Source organism: Microbacterium pseudoresistens (assembly GCF_013409745.1).
GTDB lineage: Bacteria > Actinomycetota > Actinomycetes > Actinomycetales > Microbacteriaceae > Microbacterium > Microbacterium pseudoresistens.
Genome location: NZ_JACCBH010000001.1, coordinates 1,949,970 through 1,964,739, shown reverse-complemented (window position 1 = coordinate 1,964,739; position 14,770 = coordinate 1,949,970). Strand labels below are relative to the sequence as shown.

14 protein-coding genes are annotated in these 14,770 nt (G+C 63.5%); 4 read left to right on the top strand and 10 right to left on the bottom strand.

All coding sequences use genetic code 11. The features are described from left to right. Positions 1-95: 95 nt before the first annotated feature. The 4 genes from BKA02_RS09735 (at position 96) to BKA02_RS09720 (ending at position 5,241) form a co-directional block, all read left to right on the top strand. Positions 96-2,234 (top strand): acetate--CoA ligase family protein, encoded by a 2,139-nt coding sequence (locus BKA02_RS09735; protein ID WP_179433569.1) that lies wholly within the window; start codon positions 96-98, stop codon positions 2,232-2,234. A gap of 2 nt (positions 2,235-2,236) precedes the next feature. Next, positions 2,237-3,028, top strand: coding sequence for an enoyl-CoA hydratase/isomerase family protein (locus BKA02_RS09730; RefSeq protein WP_179433567.1), 792 nt, complete (start codon positions 2,237-2,239; stop codon positions 3,026-3,028). A gap of 137 nt (positions 3,029-3,165) precedes the next feature. Further along, the gene (locus BKA02_RS09725; RefSeq protein ID WP_218844512.1) at positions 3,166-3,903 is read left to right on the top strand and encodes a FadR/GntR family transcriptional regulator; all 738 of its coding nucleotides are present in this window, start codon (positions 3,166-3,168) and stop codon (positions 3,901-3,903) included. A 78-nt stretch (positions 3,904-3,981) separates the two neighbouring features. Then, complete coding sequence (locus BKA02_RS09720) at positions 3,982-5,241, top strand: NAD(P)/FAD-dependent oxidoreductase (RefSeq protein ID WP_179433565.1); 1,260 nt, start codon at positions 3,982-3,984, stop codon at positions 5,239-5,241. Positions 5,242-5,291: 50 nt separating this feature from the next. Here the strand turns inward: BKA02_RS09720 and BKA02_RS09715 are convergent, their stop codons facing one another. The 10 genes from BKA02_RS09715 to BKA02_RS09670 form a co-directional block, all read right to left on the bottom strand. Continuing rightward, positions 5,292-6,455: an MFS transporter gene (locus BKA02_RS09715; protein WP_179433563.1), complete on the bottom strand. Its 1,164-nt coding sequence runs from the start codon at positions 6,453-6,455 to the stop codon at positions 5,292-5,294. 75 nt (positions 6,456-6,530) lie between these two features. After that, complete coding sequence (locus BKA02_RS09710; protein ID WP_179433561.1) at positions 6,531-7,292, bottom strand: ABC transporter permease; 762 nt, start codon at positions 7,290-7,292, stop codon at positions 6,531-6,533. Further along, positions 7,292-8,083 (bottom strand): ABC transporter ATP-binding protein, encoded by a 792-nt coding sequence (locus tag BKA02_RS09705; protein WP_179433559.1) that lies wholly within the window; start codon positions 8,081-8,083, stop codon positions 7,292-7,294. Before BKA02_RS09705 ends, BKA02_RS09710 begins: the two co-directional genes overlap by 1 nt. Before the next feature lie 87 nt (positions 8,084-8,170). Further along, positions 8,171-9,163 (bottom strand): ABC transporter substrate-binding protein, encoded by a 993-nt coding sequence (locus BKA02_RS09700; RefSeq protein WP_179433557.1) that lies wholly within the window; start codon positions 9,161-9,163, stop codon positions 8,171-8,173. Beyond that, entirely contained in the window at positions 9,160-9,960 is an 801-nt protein-coding gene (locus BKA02_RS09695) for an N-acyl homoserine lactonase family protein (protein WP_179433555.1), read from the bottom strand. The genes BKA02_RS09700 and BKA02_RS09695 overlap by 4 nt, the downstream gene beginning before the upstream one ends. 29 nt (positions 9,961-9,989) lie before the next feature. Then, on the bottom strand, positions 9,990-10,823 hold the full coding sequence (locus BKA02_RS09690) for an SDR family NAD(P)-dependent oxidoreductase (RefSeq protein ID WP_218844510.1): 834 nt from the start codon (positions 10,821-10,823) through the stop codon (positions 9,990-9,992). 95 nt (positions 10,824-10,918) lie between these two features. Then, positions 10,919-11,920 (bottom strand): substrate-binding domain-containing protein, encoded by a 1,002-nt coding sequence (locus BKA02_RS09685; protein ID WP_179433553.1) that lies wholly within the window; start codon positions 11,918-11,920, stop codon positions 10,919-10,921. Further along, positions 11,917-12,924, bottom strand: a complete 1,008-nt coding sequence (locus BKA02_RS09680) for an amidohydrolase family protein (RefSeq protein WP_179433551.1) — start codon at positions 12,922-12,924, stop codon at positions 11,917-11,919. Before BKA02_RS09680 ends, BKA02_RS09685 begins: the two co-directional genes overlap by 4 nt. Beyond that, positions 12,921-13,628, bottom strand: a complete 708-nt coding sequence (locus BKA02_RS09675) for a 4-carboxy-4-hydroxy-2-oxoadipate aldolase/oxaloacetate decarboxylase (RefSeq protein ID WP_179433549.1) — start codon at positions 13,626-13,628, stop codon at positions 12,921-12,923. The genes BKA02_RS09680 and BKA02_RS09675 overlap by 4 nt, the downstream gene beginning before the upstream one ends. Next, positions 13,625-14,737: a zinc-dependent alcohol dehydrogenase gene (locus BKA02_RS09670; RefSeq protein WP_218844509.1), complete on the bottom strand. Its 1,113-nt coding sequence runs from the start codon at positions 14,735-14,737 to the stop codon at positions 13,625-13,627. Before BKA02_RS09670 ends, BKA02_RS09675 begins: the two co-directional genes overlap by 4 nt. Positions 14,738-14,770 lie beyond the last annotated feature (33 nt).

Sequence of the window (14,770 nt, the reverse complement as noted above, 5' to 3'; positions counted from 1 at the left end):
CACTGCACTGTGATCTCATGCTGTAATGGGCGAAAAGCGAAAACTTTTCTGTGATAGAACATATCATCGCATTGGTCGCCTTGGAAAGGGCAGAGATGGCAGTCAGCAGCGACAGTATCCGTACACTCTTCGATCCGAAGCACATCGCGCTCGTCGGCGCACAGGAAGGCGGCTTCACTGAAGTGATTCGGAGGAACCTTAGCTCGAACGGCTTCCGCGGCACGACGCAGTTCGTGAATCCGTCACGAGATGAGGTATGGGGGGAGCGTGTGTACGCGTCCCTGAGCGCACTGCCGCAACCGCCGGAGCATGTCGCCGTGCTCGTAAGTGCGAAGCACGTGCCCACGGTCATCGAAGAGGCCATCGCCGTCGGAGCCAAGAGCGCAACCGTCTATGCATCGGAGATCGGCGGCGCAAGCGAAGGGCCCGAGGCTGAGCTGGCTGCACAGATCGGGGCAGCCATCGCGGGGGCGGATTTCGCGATGACTGGTCCCAACTGCCTAGGCAACTTCGCGGCGCAAACGGGATTCGCCAATCTGACCGCGAAGATCGAACTCGTGCCCGATCCTGCGCCAATCGCGGTCGTCGGGCAAAGTGGGGGCGTCATACTCTTCGCGGCTCGAGCTCTTCACAAGCGCGGCGCACCGATCGCCTACGCCGTGACGACGGGCAATGAGCTCGGGAGCACGACGGCCGACTTCATCGAGTACTTCGCCGACGATGAGGGTGTGCGCGTGATCATGGTCTTCTTGGAGGCGATTCGCGATCGCGAGGCCTTCATTCGCGCATGCGTCGCCGCGCGCCGCACCGGAACTTCTGTCGTGGCCGTCAAGATCGGCGGCACCGACGAGGTGAGGGAATCCGCGAAGGCGCATACCGGAGCGCTCGTCGGCTCGATCGAGGCATTCGACGCACTCTGCGAAGACTTGGGAGTCATCCGTGCACATACTCTCGAAGAGGGCATCGAACTGCTGAACCTGCTCGGCCACGCCAAGAGGCCACGAAATGACGGCGTGGCCGCGGTCGTGTACTCCGGCGGACTCCGATCGCTGATCCTCGAAGCCGCTGAAGAACACGGCGTCGAGTTCGCTGCGTTGCGCGACGAAACCGTCTCGGAGCTTGAGGCACTGCTGCCGATGGGCGGACACGTGGGAAACCCCCTGGACATCGGCTTCCTCGGACTGACGAGACCGGAGGTCTTCAGCAGATGCGTGCAGATACTCACAGAGGCGCCGGAGTTCGGAACAGTCCTTGTCCAAGAGAATCTCCCCGACAATGCGCGGACGCCTCGATCCGGTGGATATCTGCGCCGCATCGAGGACATCGCCCGCAAGACGGACACGTCAATCTCCGCGTTTTCGCTGCTGAAAGAGAGCGTGACCGGCTATGGAGCGCAGTTCCGGCGGGAGCTTCGCGATGTCGGCGTTCTGCAAGGCGTCGACGACGCGATCGCCGCCTTGGCTAGGGAGCGCGCCAGCCGTCAACCGTCCGCGGGACAGCTCGCGATGACCGCACCGACGAAGGCTGCCGTAGCCACCATCGACCAGGTCTCATCACGACCGGATGCGGTGGCTTCCGAACCAGAAGGAAAGGCGCTTCTGAAAGAGTTCGGGATCACCGTCCCTCCCGAGTTCGTCGCGCACAGCGAGTCGGAACTCCTGGCCGCCGCCGGCGCAGTGGGCTATCCGGTGGTGTTGAAGGCTGTCACCGCCGAAGTCACGCACAAGTCCGATCTGGGCCTCGTCGAGCTCGGGATAGCCGACGAACGGGCACTGGTCGACGCCTACGCCCGAATCGCGCAGGCCTCCTCCCGATCACACGTCGCGCTCGAAGGAGTGCTCGTCACTCCAATGTTCTCAGGCGGAGTGGAACTGATCCTCGGCGCGAAATACGACGTGGAAGTCGGCCACGTCGTCATGGTTGGAAGCGGCGGATTGCTGACCGAACTGCATGACGACATCGTCATCGGCCGCGCGGAGAGCATGACGACGGATCGCGCGGAGGCACTGCTTCGCCGCACGAAGATCGTTCGTGTGCTCGAAGGGTATCGAGGGGGTCCGGCATACGACGTTGCCGCCGTCACAGCGGCGATGACGCGGATGGCCGAAATGGTCACCGCTCTTCCTCAAGTGCAAGTGATCGAGGTGAATCCTCTGCTCGCGCTGCGCGCCGGTCGGGGGGCCGTCGCGCTTGATGTCGTACTGTCTCTGGGCGATCGCACGGAGAGGAGCTGACGATGAACGCGACCTCCGCCGACGACCCGGTCCGGGTCGCGCTCGACTCGAACGGAGTTCTCCGTGTCGATCTCAACCGGCCCGAGGCACGGAACGCGATGAATCGCGCCGTCATCGATCGGCTTCTCGATGTCGCCGATCGCGCAGAACGCGACCCCTCGGTTCGCGTCATACTGCTCCGTGGTGAGGGAGCCGGCTTCTGCGCTGGCCACGACCTGCGAGAGCACGACGAATCGTCACCGGCGGAGCATCTGAACCGTGAACTGCGCGATCGGCTAAACGTCCGATGGTCGGACGTCCCGGTGCCGACCATCGTCGCGATGCATGGCTTCGCTCTCGGGAGTGGTCTCATGCTCGCGCTCGCGTGTGATCTGCGGATCGCCGCAGAGGGACTGGAGGTCTCCCTCCCGGAGTCCCGGATCGGTATGTTTCCCGCGCTCGGCGGAACGACCCTCCTCACCAGAATCATCGGACCGACCCGAGCATCGCTGATGGTGCTCACGGGTGCACGCTACGATGCCGCAACCGCTGCCGAGTGGGGGCTGGTCACTCAGGTGGTTCCCAAAGACGAGGTTGCCGCGACGGCGGAACAACTCGCCGACGTCCTGGCTGAGAACGCTCCGCTGAGCATGAGATTCGCGAAAAAGGTCATCCGGGACGCGGAGAACCTCGATCTGATGACCGCACATCGTCAAGAATCGATGCTCAACACGATCATCCGCACGTCCGAAGATCGAAGAGAAGGCATCGCAGCGTTTCGGGAGAAGAGAAAGCCGCGGTTCCGAGGCGCGTGATGACGCGCAGAACCTCTCCTCGCGCGTTTTGGGACTAACCTATTTGACAACGCGCACGATCAGACGATCGCTCCATGGACACTCCGGAACACGACGCCTCGCGCATTGCTCCAGCCATCTAACGACAGGAGACGTTCTTGTCTGACACACCCTCCACCGTGCCCCCGAAGCCACGCTTCAACCGGGTGACCGTAGACCGTGCGTCTCAGGTGATCGTCGACCAGATCAAGCAGTTGATCCAAGACGGAAGCTTGCGCCCCGGAGACCGCCTCCCGAACGAGCGCGAGCTCTGTCAGCAGTTCGGTGTCAGCCGGGTCACGGTGCGCGAAGCACTCCGTGTGCTCGAGGCGACGGGCCTGATCCAGGTACGAGTCGGCGCCCAGGGAGGTTCGTTCCTGACGGCGCCGTCACCGGAACTCGTCGGCGACAATCTCGCGCAACTGCTCTCGCTGTCTCCGATCACGGCAGCCGCGGTCACCGAAGCTCGCCAGATCTTCGAACTGGGCGTCCTCCCGCTGGCCATTGAGCGCGCAACACCAGAGGATATCGTCGAGCTTCGCCAGCTCGTCGCCGATGCCAAGGCGGCGAACGCGGAGGGAATCTACTCCACAGACATGTCCGCGGCATTTCACGTGCGGTTGGCCGGATGCACGCACAACCCGGCGATCGAGGCGATGATGCACAGCTTCCGCGGCTCCCTGCTTCTGTCACTTCACGAGGCCAAGAACTCGGCGGCCAACACGGGCACCAAGGGTGTCAGCGAGCACGGCGCAATTATCGATGCCCTTGAGGCCAAAGATCTCGACGGTGCGCGAACGATCCTCGAGCGACACCTGAAGAGAACAGCAGCGCGCCTCGCTCGCGTCAAGGAATGACAGCGTTCGACCCGGCTGAGTGACGAAACGCCGTCTCGGTGTGGTCTAATGGTTATGCCGTTAGTCTCGAGGAGAACCATGGACCACGTTCAGTCGCATGCTGCCCGCGGGCGAACCCTCGTCATCGGCGCTGGGCAAGCCGGACTTCAGGTCGCGTCCAGCCTCCGCGAACTCGGCGACCTCGATCCGATCACCGTCGTCGGCGGCGAGGCCCACCTCCCCTACCAGCGACCGCCCCTGTCCAAGGCCTTCCTGGCCGGACAGGCGGCATCCCCGGATCTGACACTGCGTCACGCCGACTTCTACGACCTCCACGACATCGCCATCCAGAGCGGGATGTGGATCGACTCGATCACCCTGGACGATGAGAACGGCAGCTCCGGAACCGCGACGACCAGCGACGGAGAGACGATCGGATTCTCACGTCTTGCGTTCACCCTGGGCGGTACTCCTCGTCGGATGAGCGTTCCCGGAGCCGACCTGGCGGGCATCCACTATCTGCGGACGATCGACGACGCGACTGCCTTGCGCGCCGAACTCGACGCCGCAGACCACGTGGCCATCGTCGGCGGCGGCTTCATCGGCCTGGAGATCGCCGCGACCGCGACGGCAAAGGGCAAGGACGTGACAGTCCTGGAAGCGCTCGACCGCTTGATGGCCCGCGCCGTCGCACCGGAGATGTCACGGTTCTACGCGGATGCCCACACGCGGCGCGGAACCCGGATCGAGCTGAATGCCACCGTCACCAGCTTCCACGGCGCCGACGGCCGCGTCACCGGGGTCGGGCTCAGCGACGGCCGAGCCATCAAAGCCGAGGTGGTCGTCGTCGGCATCGGGCTGCTCCCTCACACGGAACTAGCATCCTCGATTGGGCTTGCGGATGCGCGAGGGATCAGGGTCGACCAAGCCGGCCGCACGCGAATCGGGGGAATCGTGGCGGCGGGCGACTGCGCTCTCACAGCCCACCCCGTACATGGCGAGATCCGAATCGAGTCGGTGCCGAACGCGATCGCTCAGGCGAAGTCTGCGGCGGCTGCCCTGCTGGGGCGTGAACCGGGGAAGCCGCCCGTGCCCTGGTTCTGGTCGGACCAAGCGGATCTGAAGCTGCAGATGGCGGGGCTTTCCATGGGATACGACCATGCCGTCGTGCGCGGTCAGCCGGGTAGCGAGCAGTTCTCCACGCTGTACTACCGCGACGGCGAGATCGTCTCCGTCGAGTCCGTGAACAGCCCCCGCGACTATATGACGGTTCGCCGAATCCTCGAGGTCGGCGGAAACATCCCGGTCGAGGCAGCGGGCGACCTGAAGATTCCGTTGAAGGATCATCTACAGCGCTGATTCGCGGATCGTCATCCCCGAATCTCTCGGATACGTACTTCCAGACCGCTTCAGGAGCGGGCGGAGCCCGATCCGCGCATCACCATCGCCGGAACGGCGACCGCGACTGCCACCACAGCGGTGGCGACCGCCGCCGAGGGGAGCACGAAGACCAGCGCACCGATGCCCATCGGCGTGATCAGCAGCGAGATGGCGCGGAACGTCCCGATCGCCGCGATCGATCGCCCGCGCTCCTGCGGATCGACCGACTCGGCACCCAGCGCCGGCCCGAGCGTCTGCAGAACCCCGGCACCGATGCCGGAGATGGCGAGGAAGATGCCGGACCACACGAAGTTCGCCGTCGAAAGCGCCATCGCAGCGGTGCCCAGCGAGACGAGAGCGGTGCCGAGCACCGTGGAGATCGGAATGCCCAGCCTGCGCACGGGCGTCGCAACCGCCGATCCTCCCAGAGCGGCAAGATTCGCAAGCGTCATCATCGCGCCGGCCACCGGGATCGAATGGCCGGCCTGCGTGATCAGCAAGGGAAGATACGAGTTCAGGATGCCACGCCATGCGCCGGCTACCGCCCCCATCCACCCCGCCGTCATCACTCCCGAGCGACGCCACATCCGTGACGGCTTCACTTCCCCTTCGATGGGCTGTTGCTTCACGAAGGGTTCGTAGCGGACGAGAAACACACAGGTCAGGATCGCCACTCCGGCGATTGCCGCAGCAACGACGAGCGCGAGGATCAGCGAGCTGTCGCCGATGAATCCGGCGAGCAGCGGGCCGACGAGCAGACCGATGCCGTTCGTCACGTTCATGATCGCCAGAGCCGACACCGCCGGCCTCGTCCCCCGCACGACGTGCGTCTGCGTGCCGGTGAAGAAGTATGCGCGCCCGGCGCCCTGAAGCAACTGGGAGACGATGAATGCCCAGAGTGCGTCGCTGGCGGCCAGCACTGCGCACGACGCGGCCAGCAGAAGGAGCGAGGCGAGTATGAAGGTCCGCGTGCTGAACCGGTCCATGAGCACGCCCATGCCCGCTCGGGCCACGATCTGCGTTATGGCCGAGACGCCGATGAGAAAGCCCACGACGCCGAGTTGGTATCCGGCGGCGGTGGCCAGCAGCGGGACGATCACGGTCGCCATCCCCAAGGACACCGAGAACAGGAAGATCGTCGTCTGCGTGAAGACGTCCTCGCGCAGTGGTACGGCCGCCCTGCCGGTACTCACGACGCGGTCACCCGCAACGGCTCCTCTGCCCAGATCGACGTCGCGACGTCCGCTCCTCGGGCACTCACCACCAACTCACACCGACTTCGGCTGCCAGCGCAGCACCCTGCCTTCGATGACCACGAAGATGAGATTCAGAAGGTATCCCGTCACCGCCAACGTCACGATTCCTGCATACATCTCGGGCACCTGGAACAAGCGCTGTGCATTCAGGATGAAATAGCCGATGCCGCCACCGCTGGCAACCATCTCCGCGATCACGACCACGATGAGGCTGATGCCCAGCGCGACCCGCATACCTGTGAAAATGCCCGGCAGAGCAGAAGGAAGGTAGATCTTGACGATCTGATCGAACCGCTTCGCGCCGAAAGTACGCCCCGTGTCGACGAGAACCAGGTCCACCGCCCGGATCGAGCTGAAGGTGTTCAGCAGAATGGGAAAGGTGCACGAGAACGCGATGACGAAGATCTTCATCGACTCCCCCAGCCCGAGGAAGAGGATGGCCAAGGGGATGTATGCAGGACTCGGTATCGGTCGGAGCAACTCGGTGACCGGCTCGAGCAGGTTATGAAGAGCACGTGAGTAGCCCATGGCCAGACCCAGTCCGACGCCGATGATCACTGCAAGCCCGTACCCGATCGCCACACGTTGCAGACTGAGCGCGAGTTCACTCGGCAGCTCTCCGGAGACGGTGAGCTCCCACAACGAGGAAAGGATCTCCGTCACCGTCGGCAGACTCGACGAATTCATCACATTGAGTGTGGCCACGAGCTGCCAGACAGCAGCCAATACGATCAGCAGGAGCACTCCTGTGAACCGCGTGTGGAACAGCCGCATCAGGCGCTCCCATCCGGGTGGTGGTCAGACAGTACGAGATCAAGAAGTTCATGACGGTACGACATGAACTCCGCAGACTCACGGGTCGAGATCTGATTACGCGGGCGTGCCAAATCCACTTCGACGTCAAGTTGGATTCCTGCGGCATCGCGGCCGAGCGAGATCACACGGTCGGAAAGGTAGACGGCCTCTTCCACATCATGCGTGACAAAGATGATCGTGAGACCCGCTTCTTCCCAGATATCCAGCACAAGATCCTGGAGTTGCGCCCGGGTGAGAGCGTCGACGGCGCTGAACGGCTCGTCCATGAGCAGCACCTGCGGCTCGCAGACGAGGGCTCGTGCGATCGCGAGCCGTTGCTGCATCCCACCGGAGAGCTCGCTGGGATACCGATCAGCGAACTTGGCGAGCCCGACACGATCGAGAATATTGGCGGATCGCTCTCGACGGGTCTTTCTGGGGACGCCCGAGACTTCCATTCCGAATTCAGCGTTCTCCCGGACGGTGCGCCAAGGAAACACCGATTTCGAGTACTGCTGAAAGAGATAAGTGGCCTCTTCCGGCGGTGATGTCACCTCTCTGCCGTCGATCTCGACAACACCGGACGTCGGCTTGGAAAGACCGGACAGGCACATGAGCAAGCTGGACTTCCCGCACCCGGAAGGACCGATGATCGACGTGAAGGATCCTCTTTCGATCTGCAGGTCGACGTCCTTCAAGACGTGATGATCTCCCGTCGTCATCCTGAAGGACTTGGATAGACCCTTCGCTTTCAGGATCACGCTGCTCATCGATGTCGAGGCGTCCTGACTCTTTGTTCGTCTCATGTTCATCCTGCCTCTCCCATGGGCCGAACCCACGGATCTCGGTGCAAGCGGTCAGTCAAGAGCAGCAGCGGTCAGCAGATCCGTTACCTCCACGGCCTCGGGCAGCAGTCCGGCCTGAACGTAGATGTCGATCAGCTTCTCCCAGGTCTCCACCGACACCTCGGTCGACCACTGGATATCCGGCATGTTGTCCAGAAGAGCGCGATCGAGACCGGTGAACTCAGCGATCAGGTCCCGCGCCTCATCGGGATTGGCCCTGAGGTATTCGACGGCTTCTGTCATGGCCGCGTTGAAGGCGCTCACCTCATCCGGATGACTTTCGACCCACTCACGCGTACCCCAGTATGTGCTGAGAGGCATTCCGGGAAGGGCCTCCACGTAGTACCAGGCCAGGTCGGTGTATGCGGAGTCAGACAGCATCATCGTCGTGAACGGATCGACGACGGCGACGGCGTCCACCTGCCCCTGCTCGAGCACCGACGGCATCTGCGGGAACGGGATCTCCTGGAACTGAACCTTGCTGACATCCACCCCCGCGTCCTCAAGGGTCTTGACGATCGAGACGTAGACCTGGTTCGCGCCGGTCGCGTTCACCGCCAGGCTGCGACCTTCCAGATCAGCCAGCGACGAGATCCCACTGTCCGTTCGGACGATGAGACCACCCGAGTCCGGGCCCTCTTCATGCGCGATCTGATCCTGAACGACGCCGACGAAATCGAAGCCGCTCGCGTTGGCGGTCATCGCGGTTCCCGGTATGGCCAGGCCGAGATTCAGCGATCCGCTGGAGATCGCCGTCAGGATGTCCTGACCGTTCGCCGCGTAGGTGAACTCCACGTCGAGACCATGATCCTCGAAGAAACCGAGCTTTTGCGCCGCATATGCGTCCGTCTGCGACGCGATCTTGATGTCACCGACCGCAATATGCGTGAGGCCGCTCCCAGCGTCATCGGGCTCGTTTCCGGTGTCTTCGATGTTGGCACCGCACCCGGCAAGTGCTACTGCAAGCACAAGGGCGACAGATCCCGTCAGCAACTTCTTCATCATTGATCACTTTCGTTGTTCGGGGTGGAACGATGTTCCGTGGAATGAAGGTCCAGCATGCGTTCGTCGTGGGAAGCGAGTACAACATCGGCGGCGTGCTTGAGGGCTCTCCACGATGCTGCGCAGTCGGCGAGACTCGTGACGAGCCCCGGAGGGATATGATCACCGCGCTCGTTTGACCAGTTCTCCATGCGACTGATGAGGTCGCCCGCGATTGCGACGCGAACGCCGTCCTGTCGGCGGAACACCGCCGATGCCGATCCCGGAGTGTGTCCGGGAGTATGCAAGATGGTGCATCCGGGAGTGAGTTCGTGCTCTCCATCGATCACGGAGATTCGATCCCGGATCTTCCACCATGCCGGGCGAATGCCGTCATGACCGAGATCGTATGCGCGTTCCTGGCGGGCATCTGGCCGCTCGGCGTACTCCAGTTCGCTGCGCTGTACGTAGAATCGCGCGGAGGGAAGAAGCTCGCCGTCCGCGCAGTGATCGAAATGCAGATGCGTCAGAATGACGGTGGATACATCCTCCGGATCCACGCCGACCACGCGAAGCGCCTCGTCGATACGCTGTCCAGGACCGCGAGTGAAGGGATAGTGGATCTTCGCCGCGTCCCCCGCCGGATCTCCTGGACCGGTGTCGACGACGATGAGGTCACCATCGTCGCCTCGTGCGAGCCAGGAGATGCAGGGGGCGGCGACCGTCGCGTCTTTGGGCGCGTCACTGCGGAAATGCGAAAGCGGGATCGCAGTGAATGTGCCCACCACGAGCGGTTGCAGGGTGTAGTAGTTCGACATCATCGTTCGATCGTTGAGCAGGCCGTCGAGCCTCAATGCATGTAGGAGCCGCCGTCGACCACCAGCGTCTGTCCTGTGATGAAGTCGCTGTCCGCCGACGCGAAGAAAGCGACGGCTCCCACGAGGTCATCTGCGACCTGCACACGCGGAATAGCCCGATCGCCTGTTGCGTCCTTCCGGAACGCGAGGGTCGCGGCGTCAGGGGCCTCCTCGCTCAACGTGCTTCCCGGGGCAACGCAGTTGACCGTGATTCCGTCGGCTCCCAGCTCTCGAGCGAGCACCTTCGTATAGCCGAGGATTCCAGCTTTCGAAGTGACGTAATGAATGCGCGTGGTCATTCCTTTGAACGCGGTGCCTGAGCTGATGTTGATGATCTTGCCGTATCCTCGTTTGCGCATCTCGGGAACCACCGCTCGGCATGCGAGCCACGTGCCCTTGAGATTGACGCTCATCATCCTGTCCCACTCGTCCGGCTCAATGGCGTCGAACAATGATCGCGACATGGGCACCCGGGAGAACATTGCGGCGTTGTTCACCAGTATGTCGATTCTGCCGTGCGCTTCGACCACGGATGACACCATCGTCTCCAGGGCCGCCGCATCGGTGATGTCGGTGCCGTAGGCAGACGCGGTGAGCCCGCGTTCGCGGAGTTCGGCCGCGACACTCTCGCCGGCATCGCGATCCAATTCGGCGATCACGACGTGAGCCCCCTCGGACGCAAGCCGAGTCGCGTACGCCCGGCCGAGCCCGTGACCACCGCCCGTCACGATCGCGACGCGATTCTGCAAGCGTTCGGGTATGGCAACGGCTGCACCATCAGATGCCACCAGCACCGAAGTCTCGTCACCCGCGACGCGATCGCTCATTTCACTCCCCTTGGTCGCCTCATCGCGACCTGATAAATGTCCAATGGATAGACCAAGCCTATCACCGTGCAGTTTCACGGTCAACCGGGTTTGCCTCAGATCACGAAGCTCTCGAGAGCTTCCGGCGCGAACAGGTCTTCCACGGAACGCAAGGAACCCGACAGACCCTGTTCGTGGTGGTACCTCAAGAACGTCTCGAGCACCCGTCGATTGCCGTCGTCCACCCCGTACGACCAGTAATCGGCACCCATCAATGCCCGCGCCTCTTCGAGATGAAGCATGAGCCACGGCTCCATCAGATGCAGGGCCGATGCATCGTAGATACGCTCCATAGCCCGGTCCTTCGCTTCGTTCAGTGCCTTGGTGAGCGATTGAGCGATCCACCGGTTCGACTCATAGAGTTCCCGGCGCAGAGCGACGACATGCATGATCGGGAAGATCCCGGTGTCCCGAAAGTACTGCCGCTCAGCGGCCTGGGCATCGGGGAAGAGGCGCGCCACCGGCGCGCCCGGCGTGCCGAACACGCTGGGGATCCGCGGCGCGAAGATCGCATCGAGATCGCCGACGGCGAGCATCTCGGAAAGCGTCCGCCCGGCGGGAATGGGGCGGATGTCGAAGGGCAGGTCGACTTTCGCCTTCTCGATGCGCCCGGGGCTCTCCTGGCCTCCGGTGTAGAAGGTCGATGCGTCGAGCGGAAGGCCGTAGCCGTCGGCGAGGATGCCGCGTTGCCACACGCACGCAGTCAGCTGCATCTCCGGCAGGCCGATGCGCTTCCCGCTCAGATCCGACGGGCTCGAGATGCCGGCCTCCGTGTTGATGAACATCCCCGCGTGACGGAACTGACGCGAGGTGTACACCGGCAGAGCGACGAACGGTGGCCGCTCCCCCCGGTCCAAGGTGTTCAACGATGCCACGTACGTCGACAGCGACATCTCCGCGATGTCGAACTCGCGATAGCGCGCCATGCGGAAGAACGTCTCCTCCACGGGAAGGCGCAGATAGGTCACGTCGATGCCATCGACGTGCACGGAGCCGTCCTCGATCGCTCGGGTGCGATCGTAATCCCCGCACGCGAAGGTCAGCTGCAGGCGGCTCACCGGACGGCTCCCTCGAGCCTCGCCGACAGCCGCGGGTACACCCGAAGCGCATTCCCGTGCGTGATCGCGTTCCAGTCGTGCTCCGAACGCCCCGAGGCGCGCAGATAGTGAAGCGTGTCGTCCCACTCGACCCCGGTCTCCGGGTCGGCCCCGCGCACCGCGCCGAGCATCTCGGATGCGAAGAGCACGTTGGCCGAAGGCACGACGTCGAGAAGCAGATCGATCCCGGCCTGATGATAGACCGCGGAGTCGAAGAAGACGTTGCGCCACAACTCAGCCGGGTCCTGCCAGCCGTTGCGCATCGAGAGGCCGCGGTAGCGACCCCAATGGTAAGGAATCGCTCCCCCGCCATGCGGAATCACGAGGCGAAGCCCGGGGAACCTCTCGAAGAGATCGGACTGCAGCAGTTGCATGAAGACGCTGGTGTCTGCGTTCAGGTAATGGGCTCCGAGCGTGTGGAAGTTCGGGTTGCACGCGTTTGAAACATGCACCATGAGAGGCATGCGCAGCTCCTGCGCCGTCTCGAAGATCGGATACCACGAGGCGTCCGTGATGGGCGCGCCCGCCCACGTTCCCGACGGATCCGGGTTGAGATTGGCACCCACGAAGCCGAGATCAGCTACGCGATGCAGCTCTGCGAGCACCCCGTCGACGTTCCCTTCCGGCGTCTGCGGAAGCTGTGCGACCGGTGCGAAGAACTCGGGGAAGAGCTCGCTGATGCGATGCACCATGGCGTTCGACGCTCGCGACCATGCGTTCGCGACCGCGACATCCGTCTCGTGATGACCCATCCCCGACGCGCGGGGAGAGAAGAGCATGACATCGCCGCCACGCTCGGTCAGCACACGGATCTGGTTTCTCTGAACGCTCTCACGAACTTCGTCATCCGAGATGGACGACATCAGCTCTCGAACGCTGGGGGCATCACGGTCGAGTTGCATCTTGCGGAACTCGATGAACGTCGCCGGCTCGGTCGTGTAATGTCCATGAACATCGATGATCACGGTTCTTCTGTCCCCTTCCAGTCCTGATAGTCGACGTACCTGATTCCCGCTTTCTCGATCAGGGACCGCATGTTGTTCACGTCGAGCGCGATCTCGCCTTGCTCGTAGCGACGACGAGATCGTTCTTCCTTCTCCTCGCGTTCCCGCGATGCGATGACGACGGCTGCCGCACACGCGCGCGGAACGACGACGACCCCGTCGTCGTCCGCGACGATCGCATCGCCCGGATGCACGATCTGCCCGGCGATCGAGATCGGTACGTTCACGTCGCCGAGGCTGCCCTTGGTCGTGCCCTCCGCGACGATGCACCGGGACCACACGGGAAATTCGAGTGCCTTCAAATCCGCGACGTCGCGCACGCCGGAGTCGATCACCAGGCCCCGCACCCCTCGTGCCTTCAGCGACGTCGCCAGGAGGTCTCCGAAGTACCCCATCTCGCTCGGCGACGTCGGTGTGACAACGAGGATGTCCCCCGCCTGGCACTGCTCGACGGCGACGGCGATCATCGTGTTGTCCCCGGGGGCGACGGTGGCGGTGACGGCGCTGCCCGACACCCGAACGCCCTCTTGGATGGGGTTGATCCAGGAGCGCAGCAGGCCGGAGCGGCCCTGCGCCTCGTGGACGGTCGCGACGCCGTATCCTGCGAGAGCGTCGAGCTGATCCAATGGGACGCGGGGTGCGCCTGTGACGACGATGCCGGTCATTTCGCATCGCCCTTCGCCGTGCGACCGCCGCGCTCGCCGACCATCGACGGCATCATCGAGATGTGGATGGCGTCTTCATCGGTCTGACCCGCGAGGACCCGGATGGCGTGGTCGACCTGGTCGATCCCGTAGCGGTGGGTGGCGAGCTTCTCCAGCGGAAAGCGGCCGGACGCCAGTTGCGCGACGGCGAGCTCACAGGCCTTATAGGAGTGTCCGCGCGCGGACTTCATCGTGATCGACTTCTCGGTGATCTTCTTGAGCGGGAAGTCCGGGAACGCCGAAAGCTCCCCCTGGACGACCATCGTGCCTTCCCGGCGCTTGAGCACGTCGATACCGAGGAGCATCGGAGCCGTGCCGGCGCGCGAGGTGCAGTCGAGGACGAAATCGAGACCGCGGCCGTTCGTGAGATCCATCACCTTCTCGCGGGCATCTTCGGCGAGCACGTCGATCACCGCATCGGCACCGAGTTCGCGGGCGAGGTCGAGCCGCTCCCTGTCCCGGGTGGTGCCCGAGACGATGATCATCGAAGCCCCGGCCTGCTTCGATGCGACCAGCTGCGCGAGTCCCTGCTGACCGGGCCCCTGAATCAGCACGGTGTCGTCGTAGCCGATGCCCGCGGTGAGTAGCGCCCACTCGATCCCGTTGGACAACGGCATCACCATTCCGGCGAGTTCGGCACTCATCGTCGTCGGGACCCGGTGCAAGACCGTGTTCCACGGCAGATACATCGCCTCGGAGAATCCTCCCCAAAGGTGCCCGGGATGATCGGCTGAGGTGTATCCGAACCGGCGAGCATCGGGATTCGTGCGCCAGTCGGTCGCCTCGCAGTGACGGTACTCGCCGATTCGGCACCATTCGCAGTTGTAGCATGCGACGTAGTGCTCGACGAAGACACGGTCTCCCTCCTCCACCCCGTGTCGGGCCCTGAAGTTCTCACCTGCTTCTGCGATGATTCCGACGTTCTCGTGTCCCATGATCACCTGCCCTCGCGTCGCAGGAGTGTCCGGCGGGCTGAAGTACAGCCTCGCATCCGTGCCGCAGATCCCCGCGACCTCGACCCGGAGGAGCGCGGAATCGGCGTCGATCCGCGGCTTCACAAACTCGCGCATCTCGGTCCTGCCCGGCGCTGTACGGACGGCGGC